The sequence below is a fragment of the Mesorhizobium sp. M0217 genome, from assembly GCF_040321955.1.
Classification (GTDB): domain Bacteria; phylum Pseudomonadota; class Alphaproteobacteria; order Rhizobiales; family Rhizobiaceae; genus Mesorhizobium.
Genome location: NZ_JAMYSN010000002.1, coordinates 309,801 through 335,257 on the forward strand (window position 1 = coordinate 309,801; position 25,457 = coordinate 335,257).

Genomic DNA, 25,457 nt, shown 5'->3' on the forward strand with positions numbered 1-25,457 from the left:
GGCTCAGTCCGTGACCTGGCTGCAATAGAGCGAGACTGCGAGATGGTGGATGGCATCGGCCGTGCGCGGCCCGAAGCCGAGCAGATAGCTGCCATCCATCAGGATCAGTTTGCGGCCTTCACCCGCCGGCGTCGAGGTGATCGACGGGATGGCGAAAAGCTCGGCCTCCGCAATCGGCGGTCCGGCATTTTTCATCGCCAGGATCACGTCCGGCCTGGCGGTTACGATGGCCTCGTCGGACATCTGCTTGTAGCCGGAAAAACCTTCGACGGCGTTGACCGCACCGGCGAGCTTGATGATGCCATCACCGGCGGTGTCGGTGCCGGCGGCCAGGATCTTGCCGCCCTGGATCGACAGCACGAACAGGATGCGCTTGCGCTGCTTGATCGACGCCGTCTGCTTCTCGGCCGCCTTCAGCTTGGCGTCGGTCTCAGCCACCAGCGTCTCGGCCTTGGCGTCGACGCCAAGCGCCTTGCCGACGATGCGGATCTTTTCCAGGATGCCGTCATGGCTGTAATGCTCGGGCACGTCGATGAACGGAACGCTCGACTTTTTCAGCACATCGACCGCTTCCTTCGGCCCACTGCCATGCAGCGCCAGAATGCCCGAAGGATTGACCGACAACACGCCTTCCGGCGACAGCTGGCGCATATAGCCGACGTCGGGCAGCGCGACCGCGGCGGCGGGGTAGCGGCTGGTCGAATCGCGGGCGACGAGATGACCTTCCTCGCCAAGCGCGTAGACGATCTCGGTGATCGAACCGCCGATCGCCACGATCCGCGACGTGTCGGCCAACACGGCCACGTTCTCGCTGGCCGGCACTGGGGCGGCAATAAACAGCGACAGGCCCATGGCCGCGGCAAGCGTCCTGAACAGTGAAATCATCGTCGTTTCCTCAGGCTGCGGTCGGGCTTGGAATGCGCGGCAGGTTCTCGGCAAGGAACCGCCAGTCGTCGCGCTCGCCCTCGCCTTCACGGCGCTTGCCGAAGAACTGGATGATCATCTTGCCGTCGGCGCCATAGGCTTCGAGCGAGGTGACATGACCGTCCTTGGTCGGTTTGCGCACCGCCCACACCTCCTGGATGTGGTCGGTGCGCAGATGCAAATGGAAGGTCTCGTCCATGACGTTGATCCACGGCCCCATCGGCTTGATCGACTTGACCGGGCCGGAATGGATCTGGATGCAGCCTCGGTTTCCGACAAAACACATGATCGGCATGCCGTCGGCGGCGGCATGGTGGAACATGGCGCCGATGGCGTCATTGTCGAGCAGCCAGGCATAGTCCTGGCCGACCATGCGCACGGCCTGGCGGCGGCTGAGCTTCAGCGCTTTCAACATGCCAAAGAACTGGTGGACGTCGGTCAGCCGGCTCCAGCGGTCGCGCAGATCATCGATGTCTGCGGCAATGCCCGACGTCTCCGCGTCGTCGTCGGCCAGGCCTGCGATAGACACGGTCGCCTCCTGGTTCGGCGATTCGAGTGCGGCCACGAGCTTCTGGTAGGCATAGAGATTGGACGCCGGCCGCAGATGCACCTTGTGCACCGCATCGCCGGCCGCGTCGAAGAATTGCAGGCTGCGGCGGATGTCGCCACCGTCGCGCTTTTCCACGGCAAAGCCATGCGCCCAGACCTTTGGAAAGATACGCAGGTCGATGTTTTCGCCCAGCACCATGGCATTGTGCGCGCCTGTGACAACCTTGTCGTAGACGCCGATCTTCTCGTGCACCGCGCTTTCGTTGCGGGTCAGCGCCATCACTTCGCCGACGGCGTCGAGGCCGGTCAGAAGATCGTTGACCCTGGGCTCGACGCGCACGACACCGTCGCCGCAATGCGCGGCCACCAGCTCGGCTTCGGAAATACCGAGCTCGGCGGCAAGATCGCGCTCGCGCGCTTTCGGATTGTCTGCCCGCGCTCGCCGGATTTCATGCGGTGCGGGTTTTACGCGCTGGTCCATGTCCTGCTTACCTGTCCTGCCTGGCGTTTTGGCCTGCCTGGCTGTTTCGTCACTTGTTGAGGATGAGCTTGCCCTGGCGGGTGATCTTCAGCCGATAGAGCGCCCCATGGTGCTCGATGCCGATCTCGTGCTCGCCCTGGAACAGCGTGTTGGAGGACAGCGTCCGCACCGCCAGCGGCACCCGGTCGAAGCGGGTCGGCGTCTCCTCGGAACGGCGGACGCGGTAACGGAAGTCGTTGGGATTGTGGGTGTTCATCTCTTTCGATCCCTTTCCTGTGCCGGGCAACTGGCTAGCGTTGTAAAAATGCCGATTCATTTCTTGACTCGAATAATCATGTTTATTAGTCAGTGCAATACCGGACAAAATGAGTCAACATTTAAGACGCCGGACAGAATGAAAAATGCCAGCGAGCACCAAGCCAGCCAGCATCGAACCTGGAATTTTGGAGTTGGGGCATGGGCTTGGGAAATTGTGGACGACTGGGTCTGGCGAACGCCGATCCGGTGCATCGGCCTATGGCAAAGGCAATGGCAGCCTTGCTTGCGGGGGCAGCGACGATCGCGCTGCTGACATCGCCGGCCAGCGCTCAGCAGGCTGCTGACCAGCAGCAGGCTGATCCGGCCAGGAAAGCTGAAGACACCAAGGCCGCCCCTGCCGGCGCAACGCTGCTCGACAAGATCCTCGTCATCAGCCGCACCGGCGAGACGGCGATCGAATCGCTTGCCTCGGCCAGCCATGTCGACCAGGAACAGCTCGACCGCCGCATGGCGACGACGCCGAGCGAAATGCTGCTCGGTGTGCCTGGTGTCGCCGTGCAGGCCGATGCGCGACGCGTCAGCTCCAGCATCAACATCCGCGGCCTGCAGGATTTCGGTCGCGTCGCCGTCATCGTCGACGGCGCCAGGCAGAATTTCCAGCGCTCCGACCACGGCACGCAGTCGACCTTCTATGTCGATCCCGAGCTCATCAAATCCGTCGATGTCATCCGCGGACCGACCGCCAACACCTATGGCTCCGGCGCCATTGGCGGCGTCGTCTTCTTCGACACCAAGGATGCGGTGGATTTCCTCAGATCGGGCGAAACCTGGGCCGGCTCCGTCACCGGGCGCTATGAAAGCAACGGCAAGGGCTGGACCGCCAGCGCCAGCGGCGCCTACAAATTCAACGACGATTTGGATGTGCTGGGCAACATCGTCTACCGCGACTACGGCGACTACAAGAATGGCAGCGGCGACACCGTCGCCGGTACCGGTTTCGACGTGCTGAGCGGCCTGCTCAAGACCACAATCCGCCCGAGCGAGAACAGCGAATTGAAGCTCGGCTGGGTCGGCTCGAGCGACGGCTGGACGGAAACCAGCGGCGGCGTGCCGGCCAACGACGTCGACCTGAAGTCGAACACCTTCACCGCCCGCTACAACATCACTGACGACGCCAAGAGCTGGCTCGACCTCCACATCAACGCCTCCTACAACAAGACCAATCTCGACCTCACCACGCTGGTCCCGCAGAACCGCTTCGATCCGTCGACCGGCCTTCCCGTGCTGCTGCCCGTCGGTTCGACCTCGACCTTCGACGTTGGCACGGCCGGCGTCGACATCTGGAACACGTCGCGCTTCGAAACAGCCGGTGTTGCGCACGAATTGACCTATGGCGGCGACTGGGTGGGTGACGATGTCGAGACCGGCGGCACCGCCGGCGGCGACAGCTTCTACACCCCATCGGGCAAGCGTAGTGTTTCGGGCGCCTACATCCAGGACAAGCTCACCTGGGACTGGCTCGAGGTCATTGCCGGGCTGCGTTACGACAATTACAGCCTGGAGGATTCCGACAATGGAACGTCAGGTGATCGTCTGTCGCCGCGCATCACCGTTGGTGTCACGCCCTTCGAAAGCGCCAGCCTGGCGGGCCTGCAGTTCTATGGCACCTACGCCGAAGGCTACCGCTCGCCGTCGCTGACCGAAACGCTGATCAGCGGCAACCATCCGGCAGGCGTCACCTTCCCGTTCCTGCCCAACCCCAACCTGCAACCCGAAACCGGCAAGACCACCGAATTCGGCGTCAACTACAAGCTGAACGACCTTATCGAGGCCGGCGACGCGTTCCGGCTCAAGGCCGGCTACTTCCACAACGATGTCGACGATTACATCGAAGGCGTCACGTTGTCGCCATTCGACCCGACCAGCGGCTGCCCGTTCGGCCCCGGCATTCCGATCTGCTTCCAGTACCAGAACGTCGCCCAGGCCAGGATCAACGGCTTCGAACTGGAAAGCGTCTACGATGCCGCCTGGGGTTATGCCGGGCTGTCGGCCTCGATCATCAACGGCCACACCATCTCCGATGAAGGCGAGCGGGCCGACCTTGCCACCATCCCGTCCTCGCAGGTCACCGGGCAGCTCGGCTTCCGCTTCCTTCAGGACAAGCTGACCGTCGGCGGCGAGGTGCAGTACAACGGCAAGCCGAAGGGCAACCCCGTGGCCAAGGATTATACTCTGGTCAACGCCTTCGCCAGTTACCAGGCCACCGACAATCTGAAGGTGGACTTCCGCGCCGACAATTTGTTCGACGTCAAATATACCAACCCGCTGAACGGCGGCACCACCGCCGTCATCTATGAACCCGGCATCACGCTGAAGCTGGCCGCAACCATGCGCTTTGGAGGCTGACACCCATGACAAGTTTGACGGCATCGCTTCGGCTCCTGACCTCGACGCTGGCGATGTCGCTTGGCTTGATGCCGGCGTGGGCTCAGTCCGCGCCGGCTCCGCAACTCAGCCTCGAGCTCAATGCCGCGCAGCCCTCCGAAAAGGGTTGCCGCCTGACCTTCGTCGTCAACAATGCGCTCGGCGCCGATCTTTCCAAGGCGGCATTCGAAATCGCGCTGTTCAACGAGGCCGGCATTGTCGACCGCCTGAGCGTGCTCGACTTCAAGGACCTGCCGGCCGGCAAGACCAAGGTGATCCGCTTCGACCTCGCCGGCACCGACTGCACCAAACTCAGCCGCGTGCTGATCAACAGCGCCACCGAATGCGCCGGCGTCGAACCGGGCGCCTGCATGCGCGGCATGAAGACGCAGACCAAGTCCGGTATCGCATTCGGCGTTTGAGGTGGGTCTGCATCCCGCCTTCCTGCACGACAATGCGACACGACCCGTCGCAGCTCCGCCGTTATGGCCGGCAACCGATCTTGATTTGACAATCCCGCCGCGCTCGCGGCAGGTCTCGCCGCGAACCATGCAGGACATCACCCCCCTCCCCGACGCCGGCAACGAACCGGCGATAACAATGGACGAGCTCGTACAGCCGGCGGCCGCGGACCGCAAATGGACTGTGGCGATCGTCGCGTCCTGCCTGCTCCATGCCGCTGCCGCAGCGGCGTTCTTCATCGGACCCGCAGGGACATTCGATTCCAGTAACGCGATACAATCCGAAGGCACCGACCAATCGGGCGCCGAGGTGGTCGGCAGCGCCTTGGACAGCCAGGCTCCCGACGCGGTCGATGTTACCCTGGTAACCGATCCGCAGCCGGCCAAGCCCGAGGCCGTTCGACCCGTGCCGCCGACCGAGGCGCCTCAACCGGTAAAGGAGCCGGCGGCGCCCAAGCCTGCGCCGGAAGCCGCCGAACAGGCGACCGCCGCGCCAGATACACTGACGGCCGCCATCCCGAATGATCAAACTGTCGCCCCAAGCGCTGAGACGTCGACTCCGCCAGGGGTTCAAACGCAAAGTTCAGAGGCACCGCCCGCCGACGAGCCCGCCGTTGATTTGCCTGCTGCCAAACCACCAGTCCCGAGCCCGCGGCCGACCCCTCCAGCCGGATCTGGAGATACCCGCGGTGCGGCAGATGGCGAAGAACGCGACGCACCGGCGGTTGCCAGCAAGGGTAAAAACCAGGACGCGGCTGGCAATGCGATGGAATCTCGTTACGGCGGTGAAATTCAAAAGAAGCTTGCCCGCGCTAACCGGCGCGTTTCGAAGGAAATTCAAGCCAAGGCTCGCAACAATGCCAGGGTCTATTTCGTCGTCATGGCTGACGGCAGCGTCAGCGACTTGCAGCTTGTCGAAAGTTCAGGGTCTGCCGAACTAGACCAATTCGCTTTGAAACTGGTGCGCCAGCAAGCCCCGTTCCCGCCCATTCCACCCGAGACCGGATTATCAAGTTGGGTGTTCAGGGCGCGGATCGGTCCGTTTTAACCAGCTCGCAGACCTTCGCCAAATCGTCCATCAATTCAAGAGGAAGCCCAATGTACATCGCCATGAACCGCTTCAAGGTCCAGAACGGCTCGGAGACCGCTTTCGAGGATGTCTGGAAGAACCGCGATTCGAGCCTCTCGGAGATGAAAGGCTTCAGGGAATTCCACTTGCTGCGCGGCCCGGTCAACGAGCCCGAGGGTTACACGCTATTTGCCTCGCACACGGTGTGGGCAAGCCATGAGGACTTCGTCGCCTGGACCAAATCCGAGAATTTTCGCGCCGCCCACCGCAACACCGGCACGTCGAAGGTGCACTATCTCGGCCATCCGCAGTTCGAAGGCTTTTCGGTCGTCGAAGGCGCCTGATTGAGATTTCACCCGTCGACGAGATCTGACGACGGGCAGATGCCGTCATGTTCCGGTTGAATTCCGGCCGCCCAGTCGCTGAAGCCACTGGGCAATGTGCAGGCGCAGCCGCCGCCAGGGCTGTCCGCGTGTCAGGTAGCGCGCCAACCGCGGATCACCGGCCAGCTCCGGGAATTGGCGCACATGCTGCGTCAGGAATGCAGCTATGAAATTGCGCCCGTTGAGATCGCTGAGCCAGGCAGAATTCGCCAGCAAATAGTCTGCGGCATCCGCCGCCAACACGCTCCTGTAGCTCCTGTATGCAGGCGTTTGCCGCACATTGCCGCCGGCAAAGGCAGTTCCGGTGGACAGGTTGGAGCCATGCAGGCGATAGAGCCCGAGACCTTCTGACAGGATGAGGCTGCCGCCGGCCTGGTGCGCGAGTGTCGCCGTCAGATAATCCGTCCCGACCTTGGCCTTGAACGGGAAGGACAATACCGGTTCCAGCGCGCCACGCCGGTACATGATCGCCGAGCATTGCGACCACAGCCAGCCCGTCACCGCAGGTGCGAAATAGGTTACCGGATGCTCCGATGCGTAGGCGATCCCGGGCGCCATGCCGGCAAGCCGGCCACCGGGCGCGATGGCGACGCCACTGCGATCCGCTCCGGACCGCGGTTTGCGCAAGGCAAGGAAGGTACCGCCCAGCAAGGTGCCGTCGCCATCGACAAGGAACACATCGGAACTCGACAGTGCGGCCGAATGCGTCGTGTTGAGGTGGGCGGACAGATGCGCGAGGAGAAAATCCGGCAGCCACACGTCATCGGCGTCGAGAAACGCGACGAAGGGCGCGTCGGTTGCGGCAAAGCCGTCGCGGAATCCCGCGGTCTGGCCGCCATTCTCCGTGCGCGCCAACAGGCGCAGGCGCGGGTCGTCTATATCCCTTAGAAGCTGTCGGACATGGTCGGCCGAGCCGTCCGTCGAGGCATCGTCGACGATGACGCATTCCCAATTCCGGTAGGTCTGCGCAAGCACCGAGCGGATCGCCTGTTCGACGTACGGCCGATAATTGAAGCAGGTGATGACCACCGCCACGCGCGGCAGCTCAAACGGTCGGGACGTGTCTTCCATCTGTTCGGCTGCCCCGCTCGAGTTGCTCTCTATCCCTTGCGCATACCCTTGCAACCCGACGCAGGCAAGCGAGCCGCGAAAAGCCCCCTAGGCCGCCGCGAGCAGGCTGGCATTGCCGCCGGCGGCCGTGGTGTCGACGCAGACAGCGCGTTCATGCGCATAGGCCGCCGGGTTGAGCACCTCGCTGACCAGCGGCACGATCGGCCCGCTGCGGTCGGCAATGACCTTGCGCACGATCCGCGCCGCCTCGGGCCTGCCCGAGAAGGCGACGACATGGACGCGCAGCGAACGCGCTTCGACTGGGTCTGGCCGACCGTCTATGGCCGCCAGCGGCAACCCCTTGCCGGTCAGCGCCGACAGTGCCGCCGGCGCGCTCGGCGCCACGGCCAGCACCGCATTGCCGGCGGCCAGCGCCTGGATCGTCTGGGCAAGCAGCGTGTCGGCGTCCGGACCGAGGCACAGCACCCGGCCACGCGGCGACAGCGACAGCGTGTTGGCCTCGCCGGTCGGTCCGGGCAGGTCGACCTGGCCGAAATCGATGGCGGCTGCAGCGCCGATCGCTGCAGCGCCCTTGCCGCGCAGATGTTTTCTCAAAATGGCGATGCGGTCCGGCCGCGTCGACCAGCCGCCAAGCGTCGGATCGGGCAGATTGTCGGCCAGTTCGGTCGCCGTCACCTTGTGGCCCTCGGCAATCTCCGTGCCCGCCTCCGGCCCTTTGCGGAACCGCCGGAGATAATGCGGCCCGCCGGCCTTCGGCCCGGTGCCCGAAAGCCCCTCGCCGCCAAAGGGCTGCGAGCCGACGACGGCGCCGATCTGGTTGCGGTTGACATAGATGTTGCCGGCATGGATGCCGTCGACGAAATGCTGGACGCGGCCTTCGATGCGGGTGTGCAGGCCGAAGGTCAGGCCATAGCCCTTGCGGTTGATGGCGGCGATGACGGCGTCGATCCCGTCGGCGTCGAAGCTGGCGACATGCAGCACCGGACCGAACACTTCGCGCTCCATCTCCTCGATGCCCTTGACCCGGAACACATGCGGCGCAACGAAGCGGCCGTCCTTCGGTGCTTCGAGCTTGGCAATCAACCGGCCCTGCAGCCCCATCTTGGTGCAATACTCGCGGATCGATTCCTGCGCCTCGTCATCGATGACCGGCCCGACATCGGTCGAAATCTGCCAGGGATCGCCGATGGTGAGCGCTTCCATGGCGCCCTTCAGCATCTCCAGCATCTTCTTCTCGACATCCTTTTGCACGTAGAGCACGCGAAGCGCCGAACAGCGCTGGCCTGCACTCTGGAAAGCCGATGCCAGTATGTCGCGCACCGCCTGTTCGGGCAGTGCTGTGGAATCGACGATCATGGCATTGAGACCGCCGGTCTCGGCGATCAGCATGGCGTCCGGCGCGGCCGTCTCGGCCAGTTGCTTCTCGATCAGCTTTGCAACCTCGGTCGAGCCGGTGAAGCAGACGCCGGCAATGCGCGGATCCGCAGTTAGCGGTCCGCCGACCGCCGGACCGTCGCCCGGCAAAAGCTGGATGACATCTTCCGGAACGCCGGCCTCGCGCAGCAGCTCGACGGCGCGGAAGGCGATCAGCGGCGTCTGTTCGGCTGGCTTGGCGATGACCGAATTGCCGGTGACGAGCGCTGCCGCGATCTGGCCGGTGAAGATGGCGAGCGGGAAATTCCACGGCGAAATGCACACGATCGCGCCGCGCGCCTCGCTGCCCGCTTCGTTGTTGGCCGCTTCGGCAGCGTAGTAGCGCAGGAAGTCGACGGCTTCGCGCAGTTCAGCCACGCCGTCGGCCAGCGACTTGCCGGCTTCCCTTGTAGCCAGCGCGAAAAACTCGACCGCATTGGCCTCATAGAGGTCGGCGGCGCGGTTGAGGATGGCGGCGCGCTCGGCAACGGGACGCTTCGCCCAGGCCGGCTGCGCTTCCACAGCAAAGCGCACCGCGGTCGCGACCTGCTTGGCAGCGGCTTCGGCGACCGTGCCGACGATCTCGGCAGGCTTTGCCGGATTGACCACCGGGCGCTGCTTGCCGTAGCCGGCGGCGCGCGTGATCGGCTTGGCATGCCAGCGCTCGGGCCCGGCAAAGGCCGCCTTGGCCTTGTCGATCGCCGCCAGCGTCACCGGATCGGTGATGTCGAACCCCTTCGAGTTGCGCCGACCAGCGCCGAAGATCGTCGCAGGACGAGCGATTGCCGGATTGGCGGCGGGGCCCTGGCTCTCGACCGTCTCGAGCGGATCGCGCGCAATATCCTCCGGCTCGACGTCCTCGTCGGTGAGCTGATGGACGAAGGAGGAGTTGGCGCCATTCTCCAGCAGGCGGCGAACCAGATAGGCCAAGAGGTCGGAGTGCGCGCCGACCGGCGCATAGATGCGGCAGCGCGTGCCTTCGGCCCGGCGCACCGTCTCATGCAGCGCTTCGCCCATGCCGTGCAGGCGCTGGAATTCGAAAGCGTCACGGTTGTCAGCCATCGACAGGATGGCGGCGACGGTATGGGCATTGTGCGTGGCGAATTGCGGATAGATGCGGTCGGTCATCGACAGCAACTTTTTGGCGCAGGCCATGTAGGAAACATCGGTGTTGGCCTTGCGGGTGAAGACGGGGTAGCCGGAAAGCCCGAGCGTCTGTGCCCGCTTGATCTCGGTGTCCCAATAGGCGCCCTTGACCAGCCGCACCATGATGTTGCGGTCGTACTTTTCCGCCAGCGCATAGAGCCAGTCGATGGTGAAGGCCGCGCGCGGGCCGTAGGCCTGGACGACGACGCCAAAGCCATTCCAGCCGGCAAGCTCCGGCTCGGACAACACACGCTCGATCACATCGAGCGACAGGTCGAGCCGGTCGGCCTCCTCGGCGTCGATGTTGAGGCCCATGCGCGAATGGCGTGCGGCCAGCGCCAGCGACAGCAGCCGCTCGGCCATCACCGGCAGCATCTTTTCCTTCTGTGCCTCTTCGTAGCGCGGATGCAGCGCCGACAGTTTGACCGAGATGCCGTGGTTCTGGCGGATATCGGGACCGTTGGAGCCTGAATCGAGCGAGGAGATCGCATCGGCATAGGCCTTGAGGTAGCGCAGCGCGTCGGCCTCGGTGCGGGCCGCCTCGCCCAGCATGTCGAAGGAATAGAGATAACCTTTCTGGATCATCGACTTGCCGCGCTTGACGGCTTCCGCAATGGTGCGGCCGAGCACGAACTGCTCGCCCATTTCGCGCATGGCGGCGGCGACCGCCTTGCGGATCACCGGTTCGCCCAGCCGGCGAACCATCGAGCGCAGCGTGCCTTCAATGCCGCCCTCGCCTTCGTCGAGCACACGGCCGGTCAGCATCAGCGCCCAGGTCGAGGCGTTGACGAAGATCGAGCTCGACCCGCCCGAATGCGCCGACCAGTCATGCGGTGCGATCTTGTCGGCGATCAGGTCGTCCATAGTCTCGGTGTCAGGCACGCGCAGCAGTGCCTCGGCCAGGCACATGAGCGCCACGCCTTCCTTGGTGGAGAGGCCGTAGGCGGAGAGAAAAACCTCCATCAGCCGCGGGTCGGACGAGCCGCGCACCGCGCGCACCAGATCCGCGGCACGGGCCGAGACGGCTTTGCGGTCATCGGCCGAAAGTTCTGTCGCGGCAGCCAGGCGCTTCACAGCCGCGTCTTCGTCGGGCAGGTAGTTGGCGCGGATCTGCTGGCGGATGGTGTCGAGCGGCATGGCGGTCCTGCGGAGCAAGCATCTGGGAGCGGGCCGGCGGTCGCCGGACCGAATGGCGCAAGCTAGCACAGAGCCGCATTTTCGGCCGGTCCAAAGAAATCGACATGGCAGGCCGGATGATCTATCATTGCGGCTCAATTGTTATCAGATGGGCTGTGATATCCGTGACAGAAGACCAATTGGACCGCATCGACAGAAACATCCTGTCGGCGCTGGCGCGCGACGGGCGGCTGTCCATGTCGGAACTGGCCGGCAAGGTCGGCCTGTCGAAGACGCCGGTGCAGGCGCGGGTGAAGCGCCTGGAGAAGGACGGCTATATCAGGGGCTATCAGGCGATCATCGATCGCGAGCGCATGGGCGAAGGCCATGTCGCCTTCGTCCAGGTCAAACTGTCGGACACGCGCTCGGCCGCGCTCGATGCTTTCAACCGTGCGGTGCAGGCCGTGCCGGAGATCGAGCAGTGCCACATGATGGCGTCGAGCTTCGATTATCTCCTGAAAGTCCGTACCACCGACATCGCCGCCTATCGCCGCGTGCTCGGCGAGCGCATCTCGGCACTGCCGCATGTTGCGCAGACCTCGACCTTCGTGGCCATGGAGACGGTGAAGGATCGCTAGCTCACTCCGACAGCGTCTTCAAAAACGCCACCAGCGCCGCGCGTTCGCGGTCCGACAGTTGCAACGGGTGCACTTCGGAGGTGCCTTCAACGGCCGCCTCCGCCTTCGCGTAGTGCGCCACCACCTCCTCCAGCGTGGAGAACTGTCCGGCATGCATATAGGGCGGCCGTGTCGCCGCGCCCCGCAGCGACGGCGTCTTGTAGGCACGCATCAGTTCGGGTGCTGCCTTGACGATGAAGCGCAGTTCTCCGCAGGCGCCGGCGTCGCCATCGCGGAAGGCGCCGAAGCAGTTGAATGGGTCGGCCTGAACCTGGGCCACCGCATCGAAACGGCCGCGATCCAATGGCAAATCCCTGACCGGCCGCACGCCGGTGTTGTGGAAAGCGTTGTCGGTGAAGCGCGGGCCGTTATGGCAGGTGACGCAATTGGCCTTGCCGATGAACAGTTTCAGCCCGAGCATCTCCTCCTGCGAAAAGGCATCGTCGGCTTTCGGCTTGGCGCCTGACGCAAGATCGATGGCAAAGCGGTCAAAGCGCGTCTGTGCCGGTTCGATCGACCGTTCGAAGGCGGCGATCGCCTTGCCGATATTGGAAAAGACGCGGTTGACGCCCTCAGCCTGAGTTGGGGTCATCGCCTTCCAGGCCGCCTGCTCGGCCTCGTTGCCAAGCGGGCTGGCGTGGGCCGGCACGGCGGAAAGATCCGGCAGTGGCCCGAAGATGCGCTCGTAGCGCGCACCAAAGCGCTTCTGGATGTAATGGGCGAAGGCGGCGCGGTTTCCCGCCTGCTCGAGCGGATTTTCCAGCGGCGTCAGCGCCTGCGCCCACAGGCTGTCGCGCCGCCCATCCCAGAAGAACCACGGATTGCGGGCAATGCCGGCCAGCGGCATCGAGCGCCTGTTGGTTCGGCCGACGCCGACGGATTGCGGCAGGTCATCCTGGAACTGCCGGTCGATCTTGTGGCAGGTCGAGCAGGATACGTTCCCGTCACGGCTCATCCCCTGGTCGAAGAACAGAGTGGAGCCCAGGGCGGCGGCGGCCGGCACGTCGGCGAAGCGGTTGGTGGTGTCGGGTTTGAGCGCCGGCAAGGTGTTCAGCGCCAGCGAAGCGATGGTCTTCTTCTCGGCATCGGAAAAATCCGGTTTGCCGCAGCCGGCAACGAGCACGACCGCCGCTAATGCCAGAAGGCGCAACAGGCCGTTCATCCGCTCACAGCACCACGTTGAAGACGACCGTGTCGGAACCGGCCGCCGCCGAAATGGCGAAGCGCAACTGCCACACGCCGCTCATGGTGAATTTCAGCCCCTCGATCCTGTAGCGCCCCTCGCCAAGATAATCGGTCGCCTGCGGACTGGTCGGCAAGCCGTGATTGTGCTGCGGCATGCCGCCGGACACCGAGATCGCCGCACCTTCCACGGAATCGCCGTTGACCGTCTTCAGGGTCAGCAACCAGGATTGCAGTTCGCCTTGCCGGATAACGCCGCGTTCCGGCTGAATGCTGGCGACAAACAAGCCGTTCGCCGTCTTCTTCGAGCGCGAAACATCGGGGCCCGGCGCCGACTGCGGCGCGGTCAGATAGACGATCGCCAATATGCCAGCCAGCAAGGCGGCCAGACCAACGCCCGCAAGAAGATAACGCCATATCGATGCCAAACCGGTTCCTCTTCTGGGCATAACGTCTCGGGAAGCAATTCGCGTCCCCGCTTCTGTGGGAAAACGCTTCTGGCGCAAAAAACCGCCGCCGCCAAGCATGGCGCTGCCGGCCGCAAAAAGCTACAGCAGCGAACTGATCCGGAGACAGATACATGGCAGCAGACGGCGTCGCTTCGATCGGTGAATGCATGCTCGAACTGTCCGGCCAGGCCGGGCCGAACTGGCGCATGGGCTTTGCCGGCGACACGTTCAACACGCTGTGGGCGCTGCATGCGCTGAGCGGCGAGCGGCCGGCGACCTATGTCTCGGCCTTCGGCGACGATCCCTTCTCGCAGGGCCAGATTTCGTTCTTCGCCGAAAACGGCATTGACATCGGCGCCAGCCCGGTCATCCCAGGCGCGCGGCCCGGCCTCTACGCCATCACCTTGACCGGCGCCGAACGCGCCTTCACCTACTGGCGCAGCGACGCGGCGGCCAGGCGGCTCGCCTCGGACCCGCCCGCCTTGGCAAAAAGCCTTGAAAACCAGGCTCTTGTGTATTTTTCCGGAATCACCTTGGCAATTCTGGATGCCGCCGCGCGCAAGACGTTGCTGGCGGAAGTGTCCAAGGCGCGGGCTGCCGGTTCGCTCGTCGCCTTCGACCCCAACTACCGGCCGCGCCTGTGGCAGAGCCGCGAGGAGGCGCAAGCCGCGATCCTCGACGCGCTTGCCGTCGCCGACATCGCGCTACCGACCTTTCCCGACGAGCAGATGCTGTTCGGCGACTCGGCACCGCAAGCGACCGCCGAGCGGTTCGGAAAACTGGTCGGCGAAGTCGTCGTCAAGAATGGCGAGGAACCCGCGCTGATCGCCACTGGCGGAGCCCTGCAGCCGGTTCCGGCCCAGCATGTCGCCACCCCGGTCGACACCACCGGCGCCGGCGATTCCTTCAATGGCGGCTATCTCGCCGCCCGGCTGGCCGGCCATGCCCCGGCGGATGCCGTGCAGCGCGCGCATCGCGTCGCCGCCACAGTCGTCCAGGTGCGAGGCGCGCTGGCGCCGTTCGAGGTTCTAAGAACCGCTTTCGAGGGCTAAGACCTTAGGGAGGCCTGAAACGATATTCCGTCACCTGATGATAGATCTGGCCCGGCCACAGCGTGGCCTGTGGGAAATAGGGCCGGTTCGGCGCGTCGGGCCAGGTCTGCGCTTCCAGGCAAAAGCCGGAAAACGCCTTGTAGCGCCGTCCGTCCAGGCCGCCCGAGGTCGGCGCGACATACTGGCCGGTGTAAAGCTGCAGGCCAGGCTCTGTGGTCCAGACCTCCATCTCGACGCCGGAATTGGCGCCTTGCGCCCACGCCACCTGGTGAAGCGGGCCCCGGGCTGACGCCAGGCAAAAATTGACGTCGTAGGGAAGCTGCTCGCCTTCCGTTTCCATGCGCAGCGGCCGCGCCTGGCGGAAGTCGAAGGGCGTGCCGTCGACAGGTTTGACCACGCCGGTCGGGATCATCTCGCCATCGATCGGCGTATAGGCGCCGGCATTCAGCATCAGCCGGTGGTCGAGAATGTCACCGGCGCCGCCATCGTCGAGATTGAAATAGGAATGCTGCGCCAGATTGCACAGCGTCGGCTCCTCGCAAGTGGCGGTCAGTTCCATCGAGAGCGTGCCGGGAATCTTCAGCCGGTAGGTGCAGGTGACGTCGAGCGCGCCGGGAAAGCCCATCGTGCCCTCGGGATCGTGCAGGGTCAGCGTGACAAAATCCCGGCCGTGCAGCGAAACCGTCCACGGCCGGTGGAAGAAGCCCTCCGAGCCGCCATGCAGCGTGTGCTTGCCGAGGAAATTGCGCTCGGTCTGGTAGCGCTGGCCGGCAATGGTGAAGCGGCCGTCGCGGATGCGGTTGGCATAGCGGCCGACGACCGCGCCGAAGAAGGCCCGGTCAGTCTCGTAAGGCTCGAAGCGATCGTAGCCCAGCACCAGCGGCGCATCGTGGCCGGCGAGCCGCAGATCCTGGATGATTGCGCCGAGCCCGATGATGTTGGCGCTGATGCCGCCGCCCCGGATGGTGAAACGGCGAACGGATTCGCCTGCCTGCGTCGTGCCGAAGACTTCGCCGTCCTTCATCGCTATGTCCAAATGCTAATTCATCGATCTGTCGACTTAGAGCAATTCCAGGAAAAGTGTGAAACGGTTTTCCGTCCGGAATTGCAAAAAACAAAGAACTGGAGCGGTTCGGCGTTTCCGTGAAACGCTGAACCGCTCCAGTCCGGCTGAATGTCGTCTGGCAAGGGCAGGCGCGCGGCCTGCCCTGCCCGTGAATGATTTAGAGGCCGAGACCCCCGATGCAGACATATTTGGTGTCGAGATAATCCTCGATGCCCTGATGTCCGCCTTCCTTGCCGAGGCCCGATTCCTTGACGCCGCCGAACGGCGCTTCCGGCGTGGTGATCAGGCCTTCATTGACGCCGACCATGCCGTATTTCAGGCCTTCCATGACCCGGAAGGCGCGGCCGAGGTCGCCGGTGTAGAAATAGGCGGCCAGGCCGAACTCGGTGTCGTTGGCGAGCGCAATGGCTTCCTCCTCGGTCTCGAACTTGAACACCGGGGCGATCGGGCCAAAAATCTCTTCCTTCATGAAGCGCATGTCGGGCTTCGCATCGGCGATGACGGTCGGCTGGAAGAATGAGCCGCCAAGCGCGTGGCGCTTGCCGCCGGCAACGACCTTGCCGCCCTTCGACGTGGCGTCGGCGATGAATTCCTCGACCTTCTCGACCGCCTTCACGTCGATCAGCGGTCCCTGCTGCACGCCCTCTTCCAGGCCCGAGCCAACCTTCAGCGCATTGCTGGCAGCGGCCAGCCTCTCGACAAACTTGTCGTAGATGCCGGCCTGCACCAGGAAGCGGTTGGTGCAGACGCAGGTCTGGCCTGAATTGCGGTATTTGGCGGTGATGGCGCCGGCGACGGCGCGATCGAGGTCGGCATCGTCGAAGACCACGAACGGCGCATTGCCGCCGAGTTCCATCGAGACCTTCTTGACGGTGACGGACGACTTCTGAATCAGCAGCTTGCCGATCTCGGTCGAGCCGGTGAAGGTGATCTTCGACACCAGCGGATTGGCGCAGATCTCGTCGCCGATTTCGCCGGCAGCACCCGTCAGGATGTTGATGACGCCCTTGGGGAAGCCGACTTCCTCGGCGAGCGCGCCCCATGCAAGGCCGGAATACGGCGTCTGCGAGGCCGGCTTGACCACGGCGGTGCAGCCGGCGGCAAGCGCGGGGCCAAGCTTGCGGGCAAGCATTGAGGAGGGGAAATTCCACGGCGTGATGGCGGCAATGACGCCGACCGGCTCCTTGGTCACCAGGATGCGGCGATCGCCCCATGGCGATGGCACGACATCGCCATAGGTGCGGCGGCCTTCCTCGGCAAACCACATGATATAGGCGGCGGCCGAACCGATCTCGCCCTTGGATTCGGCGAGCGACTTGCCCTGCTCGATGGTGAGCAGTTCGGCCAGCACATCCTGATTGTCCATCATCGCGTCATGCAGCTTGCGCAACAGCTTCGAGCGCTCAAGCGCGGTCGTCTTGCGCCAGGTCTTGAAGGCTTCGCTTGCGGCTTCGATGGCGCGGCGGGTTTCCGCCTTGCCCGACTTCGGCACGGTGCCGATCTTGAGACCGGTGGCCGGGTTGTTGACGTCGACCGTCTGGCCGCTGTCGGCCTGCACCCATTCGCCGTTGATGAGATTGGCCTGGCGCATGAAATGGCTGGTTTTCTGCAGCATGGTCTAGCCTCCGTTCGGCGCACTGACGGGCCGGTTTCCTGGATCTCTTGAACGAGCGTGCACAATGGCGGCGGAGCCGACACGCTGAAGCCAATGCTCTTTACCTAGGGCAAGCCCGGCAAGCAATTGCAAGATGGCATATAGGCTTTGGGCCAGCCCAACGCCAGAGAAAATTCACATGTAAATTAGTTTGGGCCGCAGCCTTGTCAAAGACCAGCCTTGCCAAAGACCAGCCTTACAGAAGACCAAGCCTACCCAAAGACATGCACCACCACCGTCAGCCAAAAGGCGGTTGTAACAACCGCGCTTGCCGTGGCGATGGTCATCTGGTTCGACGCCAGCGCCTGGCCGGTGTTGAACTGCACGGCGATGAGATAGGAATTGATGCCGGACGGCAGCGCCGCCACCACGACCGCAACTTTGGCCGTCAAGGGCGGCAGGCCAAACAGCCAGACCAGGCCGAGCACCAGCGCCGGCATCAGGAACAGTTTCAGCGTCGACAGCGCCAGCGCCGGTCGGATGTTACCGGAAATGCCGAAACGGCGCAGGCTGAGCCCCATGGCGAACAGCGCCACCGGCCCGGCGGTGTTAGCCAGCGCATCGGCCAGTCGCATGGCAAGGTTCGGCAGCGGCGCGCCGGTGAGGCGCCATGCCAGCCCGGCCAGGATGCCGATGATCAACGGATTGGTGAACAGTCTTCTCAGAAAGCTCTGGATGATGCGCAGCGGGTGTACGGGCTCGCTGACGCCGCGGCCAAATATCTCGAACATGATGATCGAAGCCATCATCATGGTCGGCAGATGCACGGAAACGAGCAGCGACAGCACTTCGAATCCGCTGGACCCGAATACGCCGAGAACGAAGGGAATGCCCAGCAACACCACATTCGAGAAGGATGACGACACTCCACCGACGATGCCGGTGCGCGCGTCCCGCCCAAAGATCCGTGTCGTCACCAGATGGCCGGCGGCCCATGTCATTGCAACCGCCGCGAAATAAGCACCCCACAGCGACCAGGGCGCCACGCCGTGGAAATCCGAATTCACCATCGTCCGAAACAGCAGCAGCGGCATCGCGACGTTGATGGCGAATTCGGAGATGCCGTCCCCGCTGGCCGGTTTCAGATAGCCGGTGAGCCCGGTGACATAGCCGAGCGCGACGAGGCTGAAGACGAAAAGAACGGTTTCGGTGAGCGGAGACATTTTTCAGGGATAGGCGAGCCCGGATTCCAGCGCAATCGCCATGATCTTCAGAAACCGCTCCTCGATCCGCCCGGCGCCTGAATTTGATCATGGTCGGGTGGCAGCGCTATACAGGCTTGGGATCATCAGGGCGGACACACAGCGAATGGTTGCGACGCCGAAACAGCGTCATTTCAGACGGGAGTGGCTGGTCAGACAAGTGTGGCTGGTCAGACAGGGGTGGCTTGCGGGTTTCGTCGCTATACTGCTTTGCCTTGGCGTATCTGAGGCCCAGGCCGCCGAGACCAAAAGTCTCAAGGGCGTGGCGCTGATCATCGGCCAGTCGAAATACGAACACATCGCAGCCCTTGCCAACCCGGCCAACGACGCCCGCGACATGGCCAAGATGCTGACCGACCTCGGCTTCGACGCCCGCAACGTCACCGATCGCGATGCCGCCAAGCTGAAGCGCGATCTCGATCGGTTTGTCGAGGACGCCGAAGGCGCCGACGTCGCCTTCATCTATTATTCCGGCCACGGCATCGAGGCGGGCGGCGAGAATTATCTGGTGCCGGTCGATGCCGACGTCTCGTCGTTGAAAAATGCCGGTGAGGCGCTGGTGCCGATTTCAGCCGTCATGGACGAGCTGAAAAAGACCGTGCCGGTGACGATCGTGCTGCTTGACGCCTGCCGCACCAACCCGTTTCCGCCGGACGCGGTCGTGCGCCGCGGGCCGACGGCTTCCGCCGAGCCTGTCGGCGCCGGTGGGCTGGAGCCGGTGCGCGGCGCCAAGGCCCTCGCCGATGCCTCAGTGGATGATGCCAGCCTGGGAACCGTCGTCGGCTTCGCCGCCGAGCCGGGCCGACCCGCGCTTGATGGCGCAGCCGGCGAAAACAGCCCCTACGCCGCCGCCCTGCTGCGCCACCTCACCGCGATGAAAGGCACGGAATTCGGCTCGGTAATGCGCATGGTCACCGAGGAGGTCTATCTCGACACCAAGGCAAAGCAGCGACCTTGGGTCAGCGAGAGCCTGCGTCGCCTGCTCTATTTCGGCGTCGCGCCGCCGGAACCGACCGGCGACGACGGGCTGATCACCGGTGAGCGGCGGCAATTGCTGCTGACCATTTCCGACCTGCCCGATCCCAAGCGGGCTCAGGTGGAGTTGGCTTCTCTGCAGGACGGCGTGCCCCTTGACGCTCTCTACGGCGTGCTCAAGGCGCTCGGCACGGAAAAGATCCCGGAGGACCCGAACGACCTGCAGAAGGTGCTGGACAGCCAGGCCGAGCGTCTGAAGAAGATGATGGCCGAGCGCGCCGCGCTGCGCACCGACGATCCTGAGATCAGTCGCCTCGTCGCATCCGCCGACAAAGCCATCGGCCAGGGCGCCATGGTGACGGCGCGCAAATTCCTCGACGACGCGGTCGGCCGGATCGAGGAAAACAGCGGTGCGGTCGACGAGGCCGAGGACCTGCTCCGGCAAAAGCGCATCGCCGACGCCGCCATCTATGCCAAACGCGCCGACGCCGCCGCGCTGGTCTTCGACTACAAATCCGCCGCCAACGACTATGCCAAGGCGTATTCGCTGGTCGAGAAGTGGGACGAAAAGCTGCGCTGGAACTACAAGAACCAGGAGGCCGAGGCGTTGAACGCTCATGGCTACGCCACCGGCGACCTCGATGCACTACAACAGTCCATCGAGGCCTATCATGTCATCTTGAACTTCATTCCCAATGGCGAACAGAGCCGCGATTGGGCAATCACTCGCAACAACATGGCGGTCGTGCTGCAAACCATCGGCGAACGCGAAACCGAGACCGCGCATCTGGAAGAGGCAGCGCAGATCTTCCGCGGTTCGCTTGCCGTTTTCGAGCGCGAGAAAGATGATCGCAACTGGGCCGCTGCGCAGAACAACCTGGCCAATGTGCTGCTTAAGATCGGCGAACGCGAAAGCGACCCCAAGCGCCTGAACGATGCGGTGGCGGCAATGCGCGCCACGCTGGAGAAGCGCCCGCGCGACAAGCTGCCTTTGGACTGGGCCTCTTCGCAGAACAATCTTGGCCTCGCCCTCTATGCGCTCTCCGAACGCGAACCCACCGGCGAGCATCTAAAGCAGGCCGAAGCCGCCTACCGGCTGGCGCTCGAGGAGTACACGCGCGAAAAAACGCCGGTAGAATGGGCGATGATCGAGAACAATCTCGGCAACACGCTGGTCACGCTTGGCATCCAGCTCAACGACAAGGCCAAGATCAATGAGGCGGCCGACGCTTTCCGCGCCGCGCTGGAAGTGCGAACCCGCGAAACTTTCCCGGTGTCCTGGGCGACCAGCCGCCTCAACCTGGGCAATGCGCTGAGCGGTATCGCCCGCTTCGATATGGGCACGGCTACGCTCGAAGAAGCTGCTGCTGCCTATGACGACGCTCTGACGGTGTTTACCCGCAAGCGCTTCCCGATGGACTGGGCGTCAGCCCAGAACAATCTCGGCTCGATCTATCAGACGCTGGGCCAGCGCACGCGTGATGCGGCCAAGCTGGAACAGTCGGCGGCAGCCTTCCAGGCGGCACGGCAGGTCTATGTCAGGCGGAAGTTCCCGCAGGACTGGGCGATGAGCTACTACAATCTCGGCAACACGCTGCAGCTTCTCGGCGGCGTCACCGACAAGCCCGAGCATTACAGCGAGGCGGTCGACGCCTACGGCAATGCGTTGCGCGAGTACAAGCGCGAGACCAACCCGCGGCAATGGGCAATGGCCCAGGCCGGCCTGGGCTCGACGCTGCACTGGTTGAGCATGAGCAATGGCGATGCCAAGATGCTGCAGGATTCGATTGCGGCGCGGCGGGCAGCGCTCGAAATACTCACCATCGAGGCCGCGCCGGTCGACTGGGCCAACGCTCAAAATGGCCTCGGTATGAGCCTGCTCAATCTCGGCAATCTCCAGCGGACCGACAAATATCTCAACGACGCCGAAGCGGCGTTCACGGCGGCGCTGAAGGTGTTTACGCGCGAAAGTCAGCCGCTGCAGTGGGCCTTCGAGCAGAACAATATCGGCGACGTCCACTGGAACCGCGCCAGCTATGGCGCGGGCAAGCCGGAATATCTCAAGGCGATCGAATTCTTCGAGAACGCCAAGCAGGGCTTCACCGAAGCCGGCTACACGATCCCTATCCCGCTCACCGATCAGAAGATCGAGCTGGCGAAGAAGCAAATGGCGAAAATGTGAAGCGAACCGAGGGTTCGCCTTTCGCTTGTCTTTGTGCCGGCTTTCCGATCCCTATATCAGAATGACCGGAGCCGGCATCCGGCTCCCGGAAAGGTTTCGATGATTCGATTTGTGCTGTCGCTGTTCCTGCTTGCTGTTCCCGCCGTCGCCCACGCGACCGACGCCGGCTGGGCGCTGCTGCGTGACGGCGGGCATGTCGTGCTGCTTCGCCACGCACTGGTCACCGGCACCACCGACCCCGCCAATTTCGTCATCGACAACTGTGCCACCCAGGTCAATCTATCGGCGCGCGGCAAGCAGCAGGCGAGCAAGATCGGCGCGCTGTTCGGCGCCCGCGCCGCCCCCATTGAGCGGGTGCTGTCCAGCCGCTATTGCCGCTGCCTCGACACTGCCCGCATCGCCTTCGAAGCGGAGCCGGAGCTTTTTGCGCCGCTAGACCTCCTGAGGAGCGATCCGACCGAGAAGGCCGCGCAGCTCGACGCGGTGATGAAGGAAATCCGCGCCTACACCGGTTCCGACAATCTGGTCATGGTCACGCATCTCGAAAACATCGTCGCGCTGACCGGCGTCTCGCCGCGCGAGGGCGAAGCGGTGGTGGTCGAGCCGCAGGGCGATGGCTTGCGCGTGCTCGGCCGCGTCACGTTCTGAGAAAGCCAGTGGTCAAGCTCCGTGAAAACTAAGCTGACGTAACGTCAACTGGGAGGGCCGCCGGCTTGTCGGGCGGCCCTTCTTGTCTTCACGGGAGGGCCATCCCATCTGCGCCCGGCGCATCAGGCCTTTTCCTGCCGGAAAAAACCGATTAGACAGCGCCCAAACCAGATGCGGACAGATTCCGCCCGCAACCGAAGGAAGAGCCCTTGTCCACCACGTTCGACAAAGTCGCCAAGATCATTGCCGACACCAGCGAGATCGATATCGACACCATCACTCCCGAGAGCCACACGATCGACGATCTCGGAATCGACAGTCTCGATTTCCTCGATATCGTCTTTGCCATCGACAAGGAATTCGGCATCAAGGTGCCGCTGGAAAAGTGGACCCAGGAAGTCAATGACGGCAAGGCTTCGACCGACGATTACTTCGTCATGAAGAACCTGTGCGCCAAGATCGACGCGCTGGTCGCCGCCAAGACCGCCTGATATCGGCTGGCGCGCGGCCTTGACGGGCTGCGCCGCCTGACCCACAAAGCCGCTCATGAGCAGCCCTCGCGACGTCGTCATCACCGGTATCGGCCTTGTCTCCTCGCTGGGAGAGGGTCCGGATACCCACTGGCAGAAGCTGGCGCAGCCGGGCCTGCAGCCGGTGCTCGAATCCGCACGCTTTGCGCCCTACACCGTGCATCCCCTGCCGGAGATCGACTGGAACCTGCAGATCGCCAAGCGCGGCGACCAGCGGCAGATGGAAACCTGGCAGAGGCTGGGCACCTATGCCGCCGGCATGGCGCTGGATGACGCCGGCATCAAGGGCAATGACGATCTCTGCACGACGATGGACATGGTGGTGGCCGCCGGCGGCGGCGAGCGGGACGAGGCGGTCGATGCCGCCATCCTCGCAGCGTCCGAGAGCCGCAACGACCGCGACGTGCTGCTCAACGAGAAACTGACCACCGAATTGCGGCCGACCCTTTTCCTGGCCCAGCTCTCCAATTTGCTCGCCGGCAACATCTCCATCGTCCACAAGGTGACGGGGTCGTCGAGGACCTTCATGGGCGAGGAAGGTGCCGGCGTCGCGGCCGTCGAGACCGCCGCCGCGCGCATCCGCTCCGGACAGTCGACGCACATACTGGTCGGCGGCGCCTTCCAGACCGAACATTCCGACATGCTGCTCGGCTATGAATTGGCCGGTTATCTGCATCGCGGCCCATGGAAGCCGGTCTGGCAGAGACAGGGCGCCGAGGGCGGCGGCCTGGTCTCCGGCTCCGGTGGCGCCTTCCTGGTGCTGGAGCAGCGCGAACACGCGCAAAGCCGTGGGCGGAAAATCTATGCCGAGCTCGGACCGGTCGTCTCAGGCCGCGCCCGGCGCTCGCGCGGCGAGCTTGACGCCGAGATCGCGGCATTGCTCAAACAGGCGGCTCTCCCGAACGGCAAGTTGCTGGCCCTGTCGGGCGCCTCCGGGGCGCATACCGCGACGTCAGCCGAAAAGTCAGCGCTGGATGCCAATCCGGCGATATCGGCGCGCGGCTTCGCCACGCTGACCGGGCATATGAAGGAAGCGCAGTTTCCATTCGCGGTCGCCCTCGCCGCCCTGGCCGTCGACCGCAAGGCCGCCTACCCCGTATTCGACGCCGCGGCCGAGAAGCCGTTCGAAGGCATTCCCGAAACCGTGCTCGCAACGGCGATCGGCTATCACCAATTCGAGGGCATGGCGCTGGTCAACGCTGCTTGAAGCAGCGCTGCGCGATCATGCTGCAAAGTTAAGAGGTTCCGGATGGCCAATCTCAGAGATCACATGGGCAGGCCGATCGTCGCCGTCACCGGCATCGGCGTGGTAACCTCGCTCGGCGTCGGCAAGGCAGACAATTGGGCGGCACTGACCTCCGGCAAATCGGGCATCCACCCGATCACCCGCTTTCCCGTCGACCACCTCAACACCCGCATCTCCGGTATGGTCGATTTCCTCGACTCAAGCTCGAAAGGCGCCAGCCTGCTGACCTACGAGCTGGCCGAAACCGCCGCGAATGAGGCGGCGGCCGAATCCGGCCTCGATTCCTCTGATTTTGGCGGGCCTCTGTTCCTCGCCTCGCCGCCGGTCGAACTCGACTGGCAGGATCGCTTCGCGCTCTACAATTCCGACGCCAAAGGCGCCGGCGCCGAAAGGCTGCTCAGGGTGGCGCGCGGGCTGAAGGAAACGGATACGTTCGCAAGCACGCAGTTCGGCGCGATCGCCGACCGGCTGGCCGACCGCTTTGGCACGCGCGGCCTGCCGATCACGCTGTCGACGGCCTGCGCTTCGGGCGCCACCGCCATCCAGCTCGGCGTCGAAGCGATCCGCCGCGGCGAATGCGACCGGGCGCTGTCCATCGGCGCCGACGGTTCGGCAACCGCCGAGGCGCTGATCCGCTTTTCGTTGCTCTCGGCGCTGTCGACCCACAATGACATCCCTGAAAAGGCGTCAAAACCCTTCTCCAAGGACCGCGACGGCTTTGTGCTGGCCGAAGGCTCCGGCGCTCTGGTGCTGGAATCGCTTGAGGCAGCCCTTGCTCGGGGCGCCAGCGTTCTCGGCATCCTGCGCGGCTGCGGTGAAAAGGCCGACGATTTCCATCGCACCCGTTCCAAGCCCGACGGTTCGCCGGCGATCGCAGCAGTCCGCGCCGCCCTTGCCGATGCCGGCTTGAGCAAGGACGAGATCGACTACGTCAACGCTCACGGCACCTCGACACCGGAAAACGACAAGATGGAGCATCTGTCGCTGTCGACCGTGTTCGGCGATCGCATCGGCTCGATGCCGGTCTCGTCGAACAAGTCGATGATCGGCCACACGCTGTCGGCGGCGGGTGCTGTCGAAGCGGCGTTTTCGCTGATGACCATGCGCGAAAGCGTGATTCCGCCGACCATCAACTACGACAATCCCGACCCGGCAATCGTGCTCGACGTGGTGCCCAACAAGAAGCGCAATGCCGAAGTCGGCACCGTGCTCTCGAACTCGTTCGGCTTCGGCGGCCAGAACACTTGCCTTGTCATGGCGCGGGAACCGGTCTAAGCGACCTTTTTCAGCCAGACTGAA

The 25,457-nt window shown here is 64.0% G+C and carries 21 protein-coding genes; 11 read left to right on the forward strand and 10 right to left on the reverse strand.

The features are described 5' to 3' along the window. Nucleotides 1-3: 3 nt before the first annotated feature. From NKJ18_RS06080 to hemP, 3 genes are read right to left on the reverse strand one after another with little or no spacing between them, the layout of a single operon-like run. Nucleotides 4-885, reverse strand: coding sequence for a heme/hemin ABC transporter substrate-binding protein (locus tag NKJ18_RS06080; protein ID WP_352757961.1), 882 nt, complete (start codon nucleotides 883-885; stop codon nucleotides 4-6). Nucleotides 886-895: 10 nt separating this feature from the next. Next, a complete protein-coding gene (locus NKJ18_RS06085) occupies nucleotides 896-1,954 on the reverse strand; it encodes a hemin-degrading factor (protein ID WP_023681730.1) in 1,059 nt (352 codons plus the stop codon). Nucleotides 1,955-2,003: 49 nt separating this feature from the next. Beyond that, entirely contained in the window at nucleotides 2,004-2,210 is a 207-nt protein-coding gene (gene hemP, locus NKJ18_RS06090) for a hemin uptake protein HemP (RefSeq protein ID WP_023673860.1), read from the reverse strand. A 272-nt stretch (nucleotides 2,211-2,482) separates the two neighbouring features. Here hemP and NKJ18_RS06095 point away from each other — a divergent pair, with 272 nt between their 5' ends. From NKJ18_RS06095 to hmuQ, 4 genes are read left to right on the forward strand one after another with little or no spacing between them, the layout of a single operon-like run. Then, nucleotides 2,483-4,618 carry a TonB-dependent hemoglobin/transferrin/lactoferrin family receptor gene (locus NKJ18_RS06095; RefSeq protein ID WP_352757962.1) on the forward strand — a complete coding sequence of 712 codons (2,136 nt, stop codon included), beginning with the start codon at nucleotides 2,483-2,485 and terminating at the stop codon, nucleotides 4,616-4,618. A gap of 5 nt (nucleotides 4,619-4,623) precedes the next feature. After that, entirely contained in the window at nucleotides 4,624-5,058 is a 435-nt protein-coding gene (locus tag NKJ18_RS06100; protein WP_023805440.1) for a hypothetical protein, read from the forward strand. A 1-nt stretch (nucleotide 5,059) separates the two neighbouring features. Further along, complete coding sequence (locus tag NKJ18_RS06105) at nucleotides 5,060-6,145, forward strand: energy transducer TonB family protein (protein ID WP_352757963.1); 1,086 nt, start codon at nucleotides 5,060-5,062, stop codon at nucleotides 6,143-6,145. 50 nt (nucleotides 6,146-6,195) lie between these two features. Further along, nucleotides 6,196-6,510, forward strand: coding sequence for a heme-degrading protein HmuQ (gene hmuQ, locus NKJ18_RS06110; protein ID WP_023673856.1), 315 nt, complete (start codon nucleotides 6,196-6,198; stop codon nucleotides 6,508-6,510). 45 nt (nucleotides 6,511-6,555) lie between these two features. On the opposite strand, the gene NKJ18_RS06115 is transcribed toward hmuQ, so the two are convergent. Further along, nucleotides 6,556-7,620: a glycosyltransferase gene (locus NKJ18_RS06115; protein ID WP_023673855.1), complete on the reverse strand. Its 1,065-nt coding sequence runs from the start codon at nucleotides 7,618-7,620 to the stop codon at nucleotides 6,556-6,558. 87 nt (nucleotides 7,621-7,707) lie between these two features. Continuing rightward, on the reverse strand, nucleotides 7,708-11,316 hold the full coding sequence (putA, locus tag NKJ18_RS06120) for a bifunctional proline dehydrogenase/L-glutamate gamma-semialdehyde dehydrogenase PutA (protein WP_352757964.1): 3,609 nt from the start codon (nucleotides 11,314-11,316) through the stop codon (nucleotides 7,708-7,710). A gap of 164 nt (nucleotides 11,317-11,480) precedes the next feature. Here putA and NKJ18_RS06125 point away from each other — a divergent pair, with 164 nt between their 5' ends. Continuing rightward, nucleotides 11,481-11,933, forward strand: coding sequence for an Lrp/AsnC family transcriptional regulator (locus tag NKJ18_RS06125; protein WP_023681737.1), 453 nt, complete (start codon nucleotides 11,481-11,483; stop codon nucleotides 11,931-11,933). A 1-nt stretch (nucleotide 11,934) separates the two neighbouring features. On the opposite strand, the gene NKJ18_RS06130 is transcribed toward NKJ18_RS06125, so the two are convergent. Together NKJ18_RS06130 and NKJ18_RS06135 are read right to left on the reverse strand one after the other, a co-directional pair. After that, nucleotides 11,935-13,134: a cytochrome-c peroxidase gene (locus NKJ18_RS06130; RefSeq protein ID WP_023744741.1), complete on the reverse strand. Its 1,200-nt coding sequence runs from the start codon at nucleotides 13,132-13,134 to the stop codon at nucleotides 11,935-11,937. Nucleotides 13,135-13,138: 4 nt separating this feature from the next. Beyond that, entirely contained in the window at nucleotides 13,139-13,582 is a 444-nt protein-coding gene (locus NKJ18_RS06135; protein ID WP_023735257.1) for a FixH family protein, read from the reverse strand. Nucleotides 13,583-13,734: 152 nt separating this feature from the next. Between NKJ18_RS06135 and NKJ18_RS06140 the strand changes: the two genes are divergently transcribed. Beyond that, nucleotides 13,735-14,655, forward strand: a complete 921-nt coding sequence (locus tag NKJ18_RS06140; protein ID WP_023670447.1) for a sugar kinase — start codon at nucleotides 13,735-13,737, stop codon at nucleotides 14,653-14,655. A gap of 4 nt (nucleotides 14,656-14,659) precedes the next feature. On the opposite strand, the gene NKJ18_RS06145 is transcribed toward NKJ18_RS06140, so the two are convergent. The 3 genes from NKJ18_RS06145 to NKJ18_RS06155 form a co-directional block, all read right to left on the reverse strand. After that, the gene (locus tag NKJ18_RS06145) at nucleotides 14,660-15,685 is read right to left on the reverse strand and encodes an aldose epimerase family protein (RefSeq protein ID WP_352758018.1); all 1,026 of its coding nucleotides are present in this window, start codon (nucleotides 15,683-15,685) and stop codon (nucleotides 14,660-14,662) included. A gap of 193 nt (nucleotides 15,686-15,878) precedes the next feature. Next, nucleotides 15,879-17,336, reverse strand: coding sequence for an NAD-dependent succinate-semialdehyde dehydrogenase (locus NKJ18_RS06150; protein WP_352757965.1), 1,458 nt, complete (start codon nucleotides 17,334-17,336; stop codon nucleotides 15,879-15,881). Between the two features lie 251 nt (nucleotides 17,337-17,587). Next, nucleotides 17,588-18,538 (reverse strand): AEC family transporter, encoded by a 951-nt coding sequence (locus NKJ18_RS06155; RefSeq protein WP_023833822.1) that lies wholly within the window; start codon nucleotides 18,536-18,538, stop codon nucleotides 17,588-17,590. A gap of 145 nt (nucleotides 18,539-18,683) precedes the next feature. Between NKJ18_RS06155 and NKJ18_RS06160 the strand changes: the two genes are divergently transcribed. The 5 genes from NKJ18_RS06160 (at nucleotide 18,684) to NKJ18_RS06180 (ending at nucleotide 25,433) form a co-directional block, all read left to right on the forward strand. Further along, the gene (locus NKJ18_RS06160) at nucleotides 18,684-21,734 is read left to right on the forward strand and encodes a caspase family protein (protein WP_352757966.1); all 3,051 of its coding nucleotides are present in this window, start codon (nucleotides 18,684-18,686) and stop codon (nucleotides 21,732-21,734) included. A gap of 99 nt (nucleotides 21,735-21,833) precedes the next feature. Continuing rightward, on the forward strand, nucleotides 21,834-22,382 hold the full coding sequence (locus tag NKJ18_RS06165) for a histidine phosphatase family protein (protein ID WP_023670442.1): 549 nt from the start codon (nucleotides 21,834-21,836) through the stop codon (nucleotides 22,380-22,382). Nucleotides 22,383-22,591: 209 nt separating this feature from the next. Further along, entirely contained in the window at nucleotides 22,592-22,873 is a 282-nt protein-coding gene (locus NKJ18_RS06170; RefSeq protein ID WP_010909964.1) for an acyl carrier protein, read from the forward strand. Nucleotides 22,874-22,928: 55 nt separating this feature from the next. Continuing rightward, on the forward strand, nucleotides 22,929-24,119 hold the full coding sequence (locus tag NKJ18_RS06175; protein WP_023681743.1) for a beta-ketoacyl-ACP synthase: 1,191 nt from the start codon (nucleotides 22,929-22,931) through the stop codon (nucleotides 24,117-24,119). A 42-nt stretch (nucleotides 24,120-24,161) separates the two neighbouring features. Further along, entirely contained in the window at nucleotides 24,162-25,433 is a 1,272-nt protein-coding gene (locus NKJ18_RS06180) for a beta-ketoacyl-ACP synthase (protein WP_023714370.1), read from the forward strand. Nucleotides 25,434-25,457 lie beyond the last annotated feature (24 nt).

Bases quoted from the DNA above. Each gene is read 5' to 3' on its own strand.
- NKJ18_RS06160 (WP_352757966.1), top strand. From the start codon at position 18,684: ATGGTTGCGACGCCGAAACAGCGTCATTTCAGACGGGAGTGGCTGGTC.
- NKJ18_RS06180 (WP_023714370.1), top strand. From the start codon at position 24,162: ATGGCCAATCTCAGAGATCACATGGGCAGGCCGATCGTCGCCGTCACC.
- NKJ18_RS06115 (WP_023673855.1), bottom strand. From the start codon at position 7,620: ATGGAAGACACGTCCCGACCGTTTGAGCTGCCGCGCGTGGCGGTGGTC.
- NKJ18_RS06085 (WP_023681730.1), bottom strand. From the start codon at position 1,954: ATGGACCAGCGCGTAAAACCCGCACCGCATGAAATCCGGCGAGCGCGG.
- NKJ18_RS06100 (WP_023805440.1), top strand. From the start codon at position 4,624: ATGACAAGTTTGACGGCATCGCTTCGGCTCCTGACCTCGACGCTGGCG.
- NKJ18_RS06165 (WP_023670442.1), top strand. From the start codon at position 21,834: ATGATTCGATTTGTGCTGTCGCTGTTCCTGCTTGCTGTTCCCGCCGTC.
- NKJ18_RS06130 (WP_023744741.1), bottom strand. From the start codon at position 13,134: ATGAACGGCCTGTTGCGCCTTCTGGCATTAGCGGCGGTCGTGCTCGTT.
- NKJ18_RS06175 (WP_023681743.1), top strand. From the start codon at position 22,929: ATGAGCAGCCCTCGCGACGTCGTCATCACCGGTATCGGCCTTGTCTCC.
- NKJ18_RS06095 (WP_352757962.1), top strand. From the start codon at position 2,483: ATGGCAGCCTTGCTTGCGGGGGCAGCGACGATCGCGCTGCTGACATCG.
- hemP (WP_023673860.1), bottom strand. From the start codon at position 2,210: ATGAACACCCACAATCCCAACGACTTCCGTTACCGCGTCCGCCGTTCC.
- hmuQ (WP_023673856.1), top strand. From the start codon at position 6,196: ATGTACATCGCCATGAACCGCTTCAAGGTCCAGAACGGCTCGGAGACC.
- NKJ18_RS06155 (WP_023833822.1), bottom strand. From the start codon at position 18,538: ATGTCTCCGCTCACCGAAACCGTTCTTTTCGTCTTCAGCCTCGTCGCG.
- NKJ18_RS06140 (WP_023670447.1), top strand. From the start codon at position 13,735: ATGGCAGCAGACGGCGTCGCTTCGATCGGTGAATGCATGCTCGAACTG.
- NKJ18_RS06080 (WP_352757961.1), bottom strand. From the start codon at position 885: ATGATTTCACTGTTCAGGACGCTTGCCGCGGCCATGGGCCTGTCGCTG.
- NKJ18_RS06150 (WP_352757965.1), bottom strand. From the start codon at position 17,336: ATGCTGCAGAAAACCAGCCATTTCATGCGCCAGGCCAATCTCATCAAC.
- putA (WP_352757964.1), bottom strand. From the start codon at position 11,316: ATGCCGCTCGACACCATCCGCCAGCAGATCCGCGCCAACTACCTGCCC.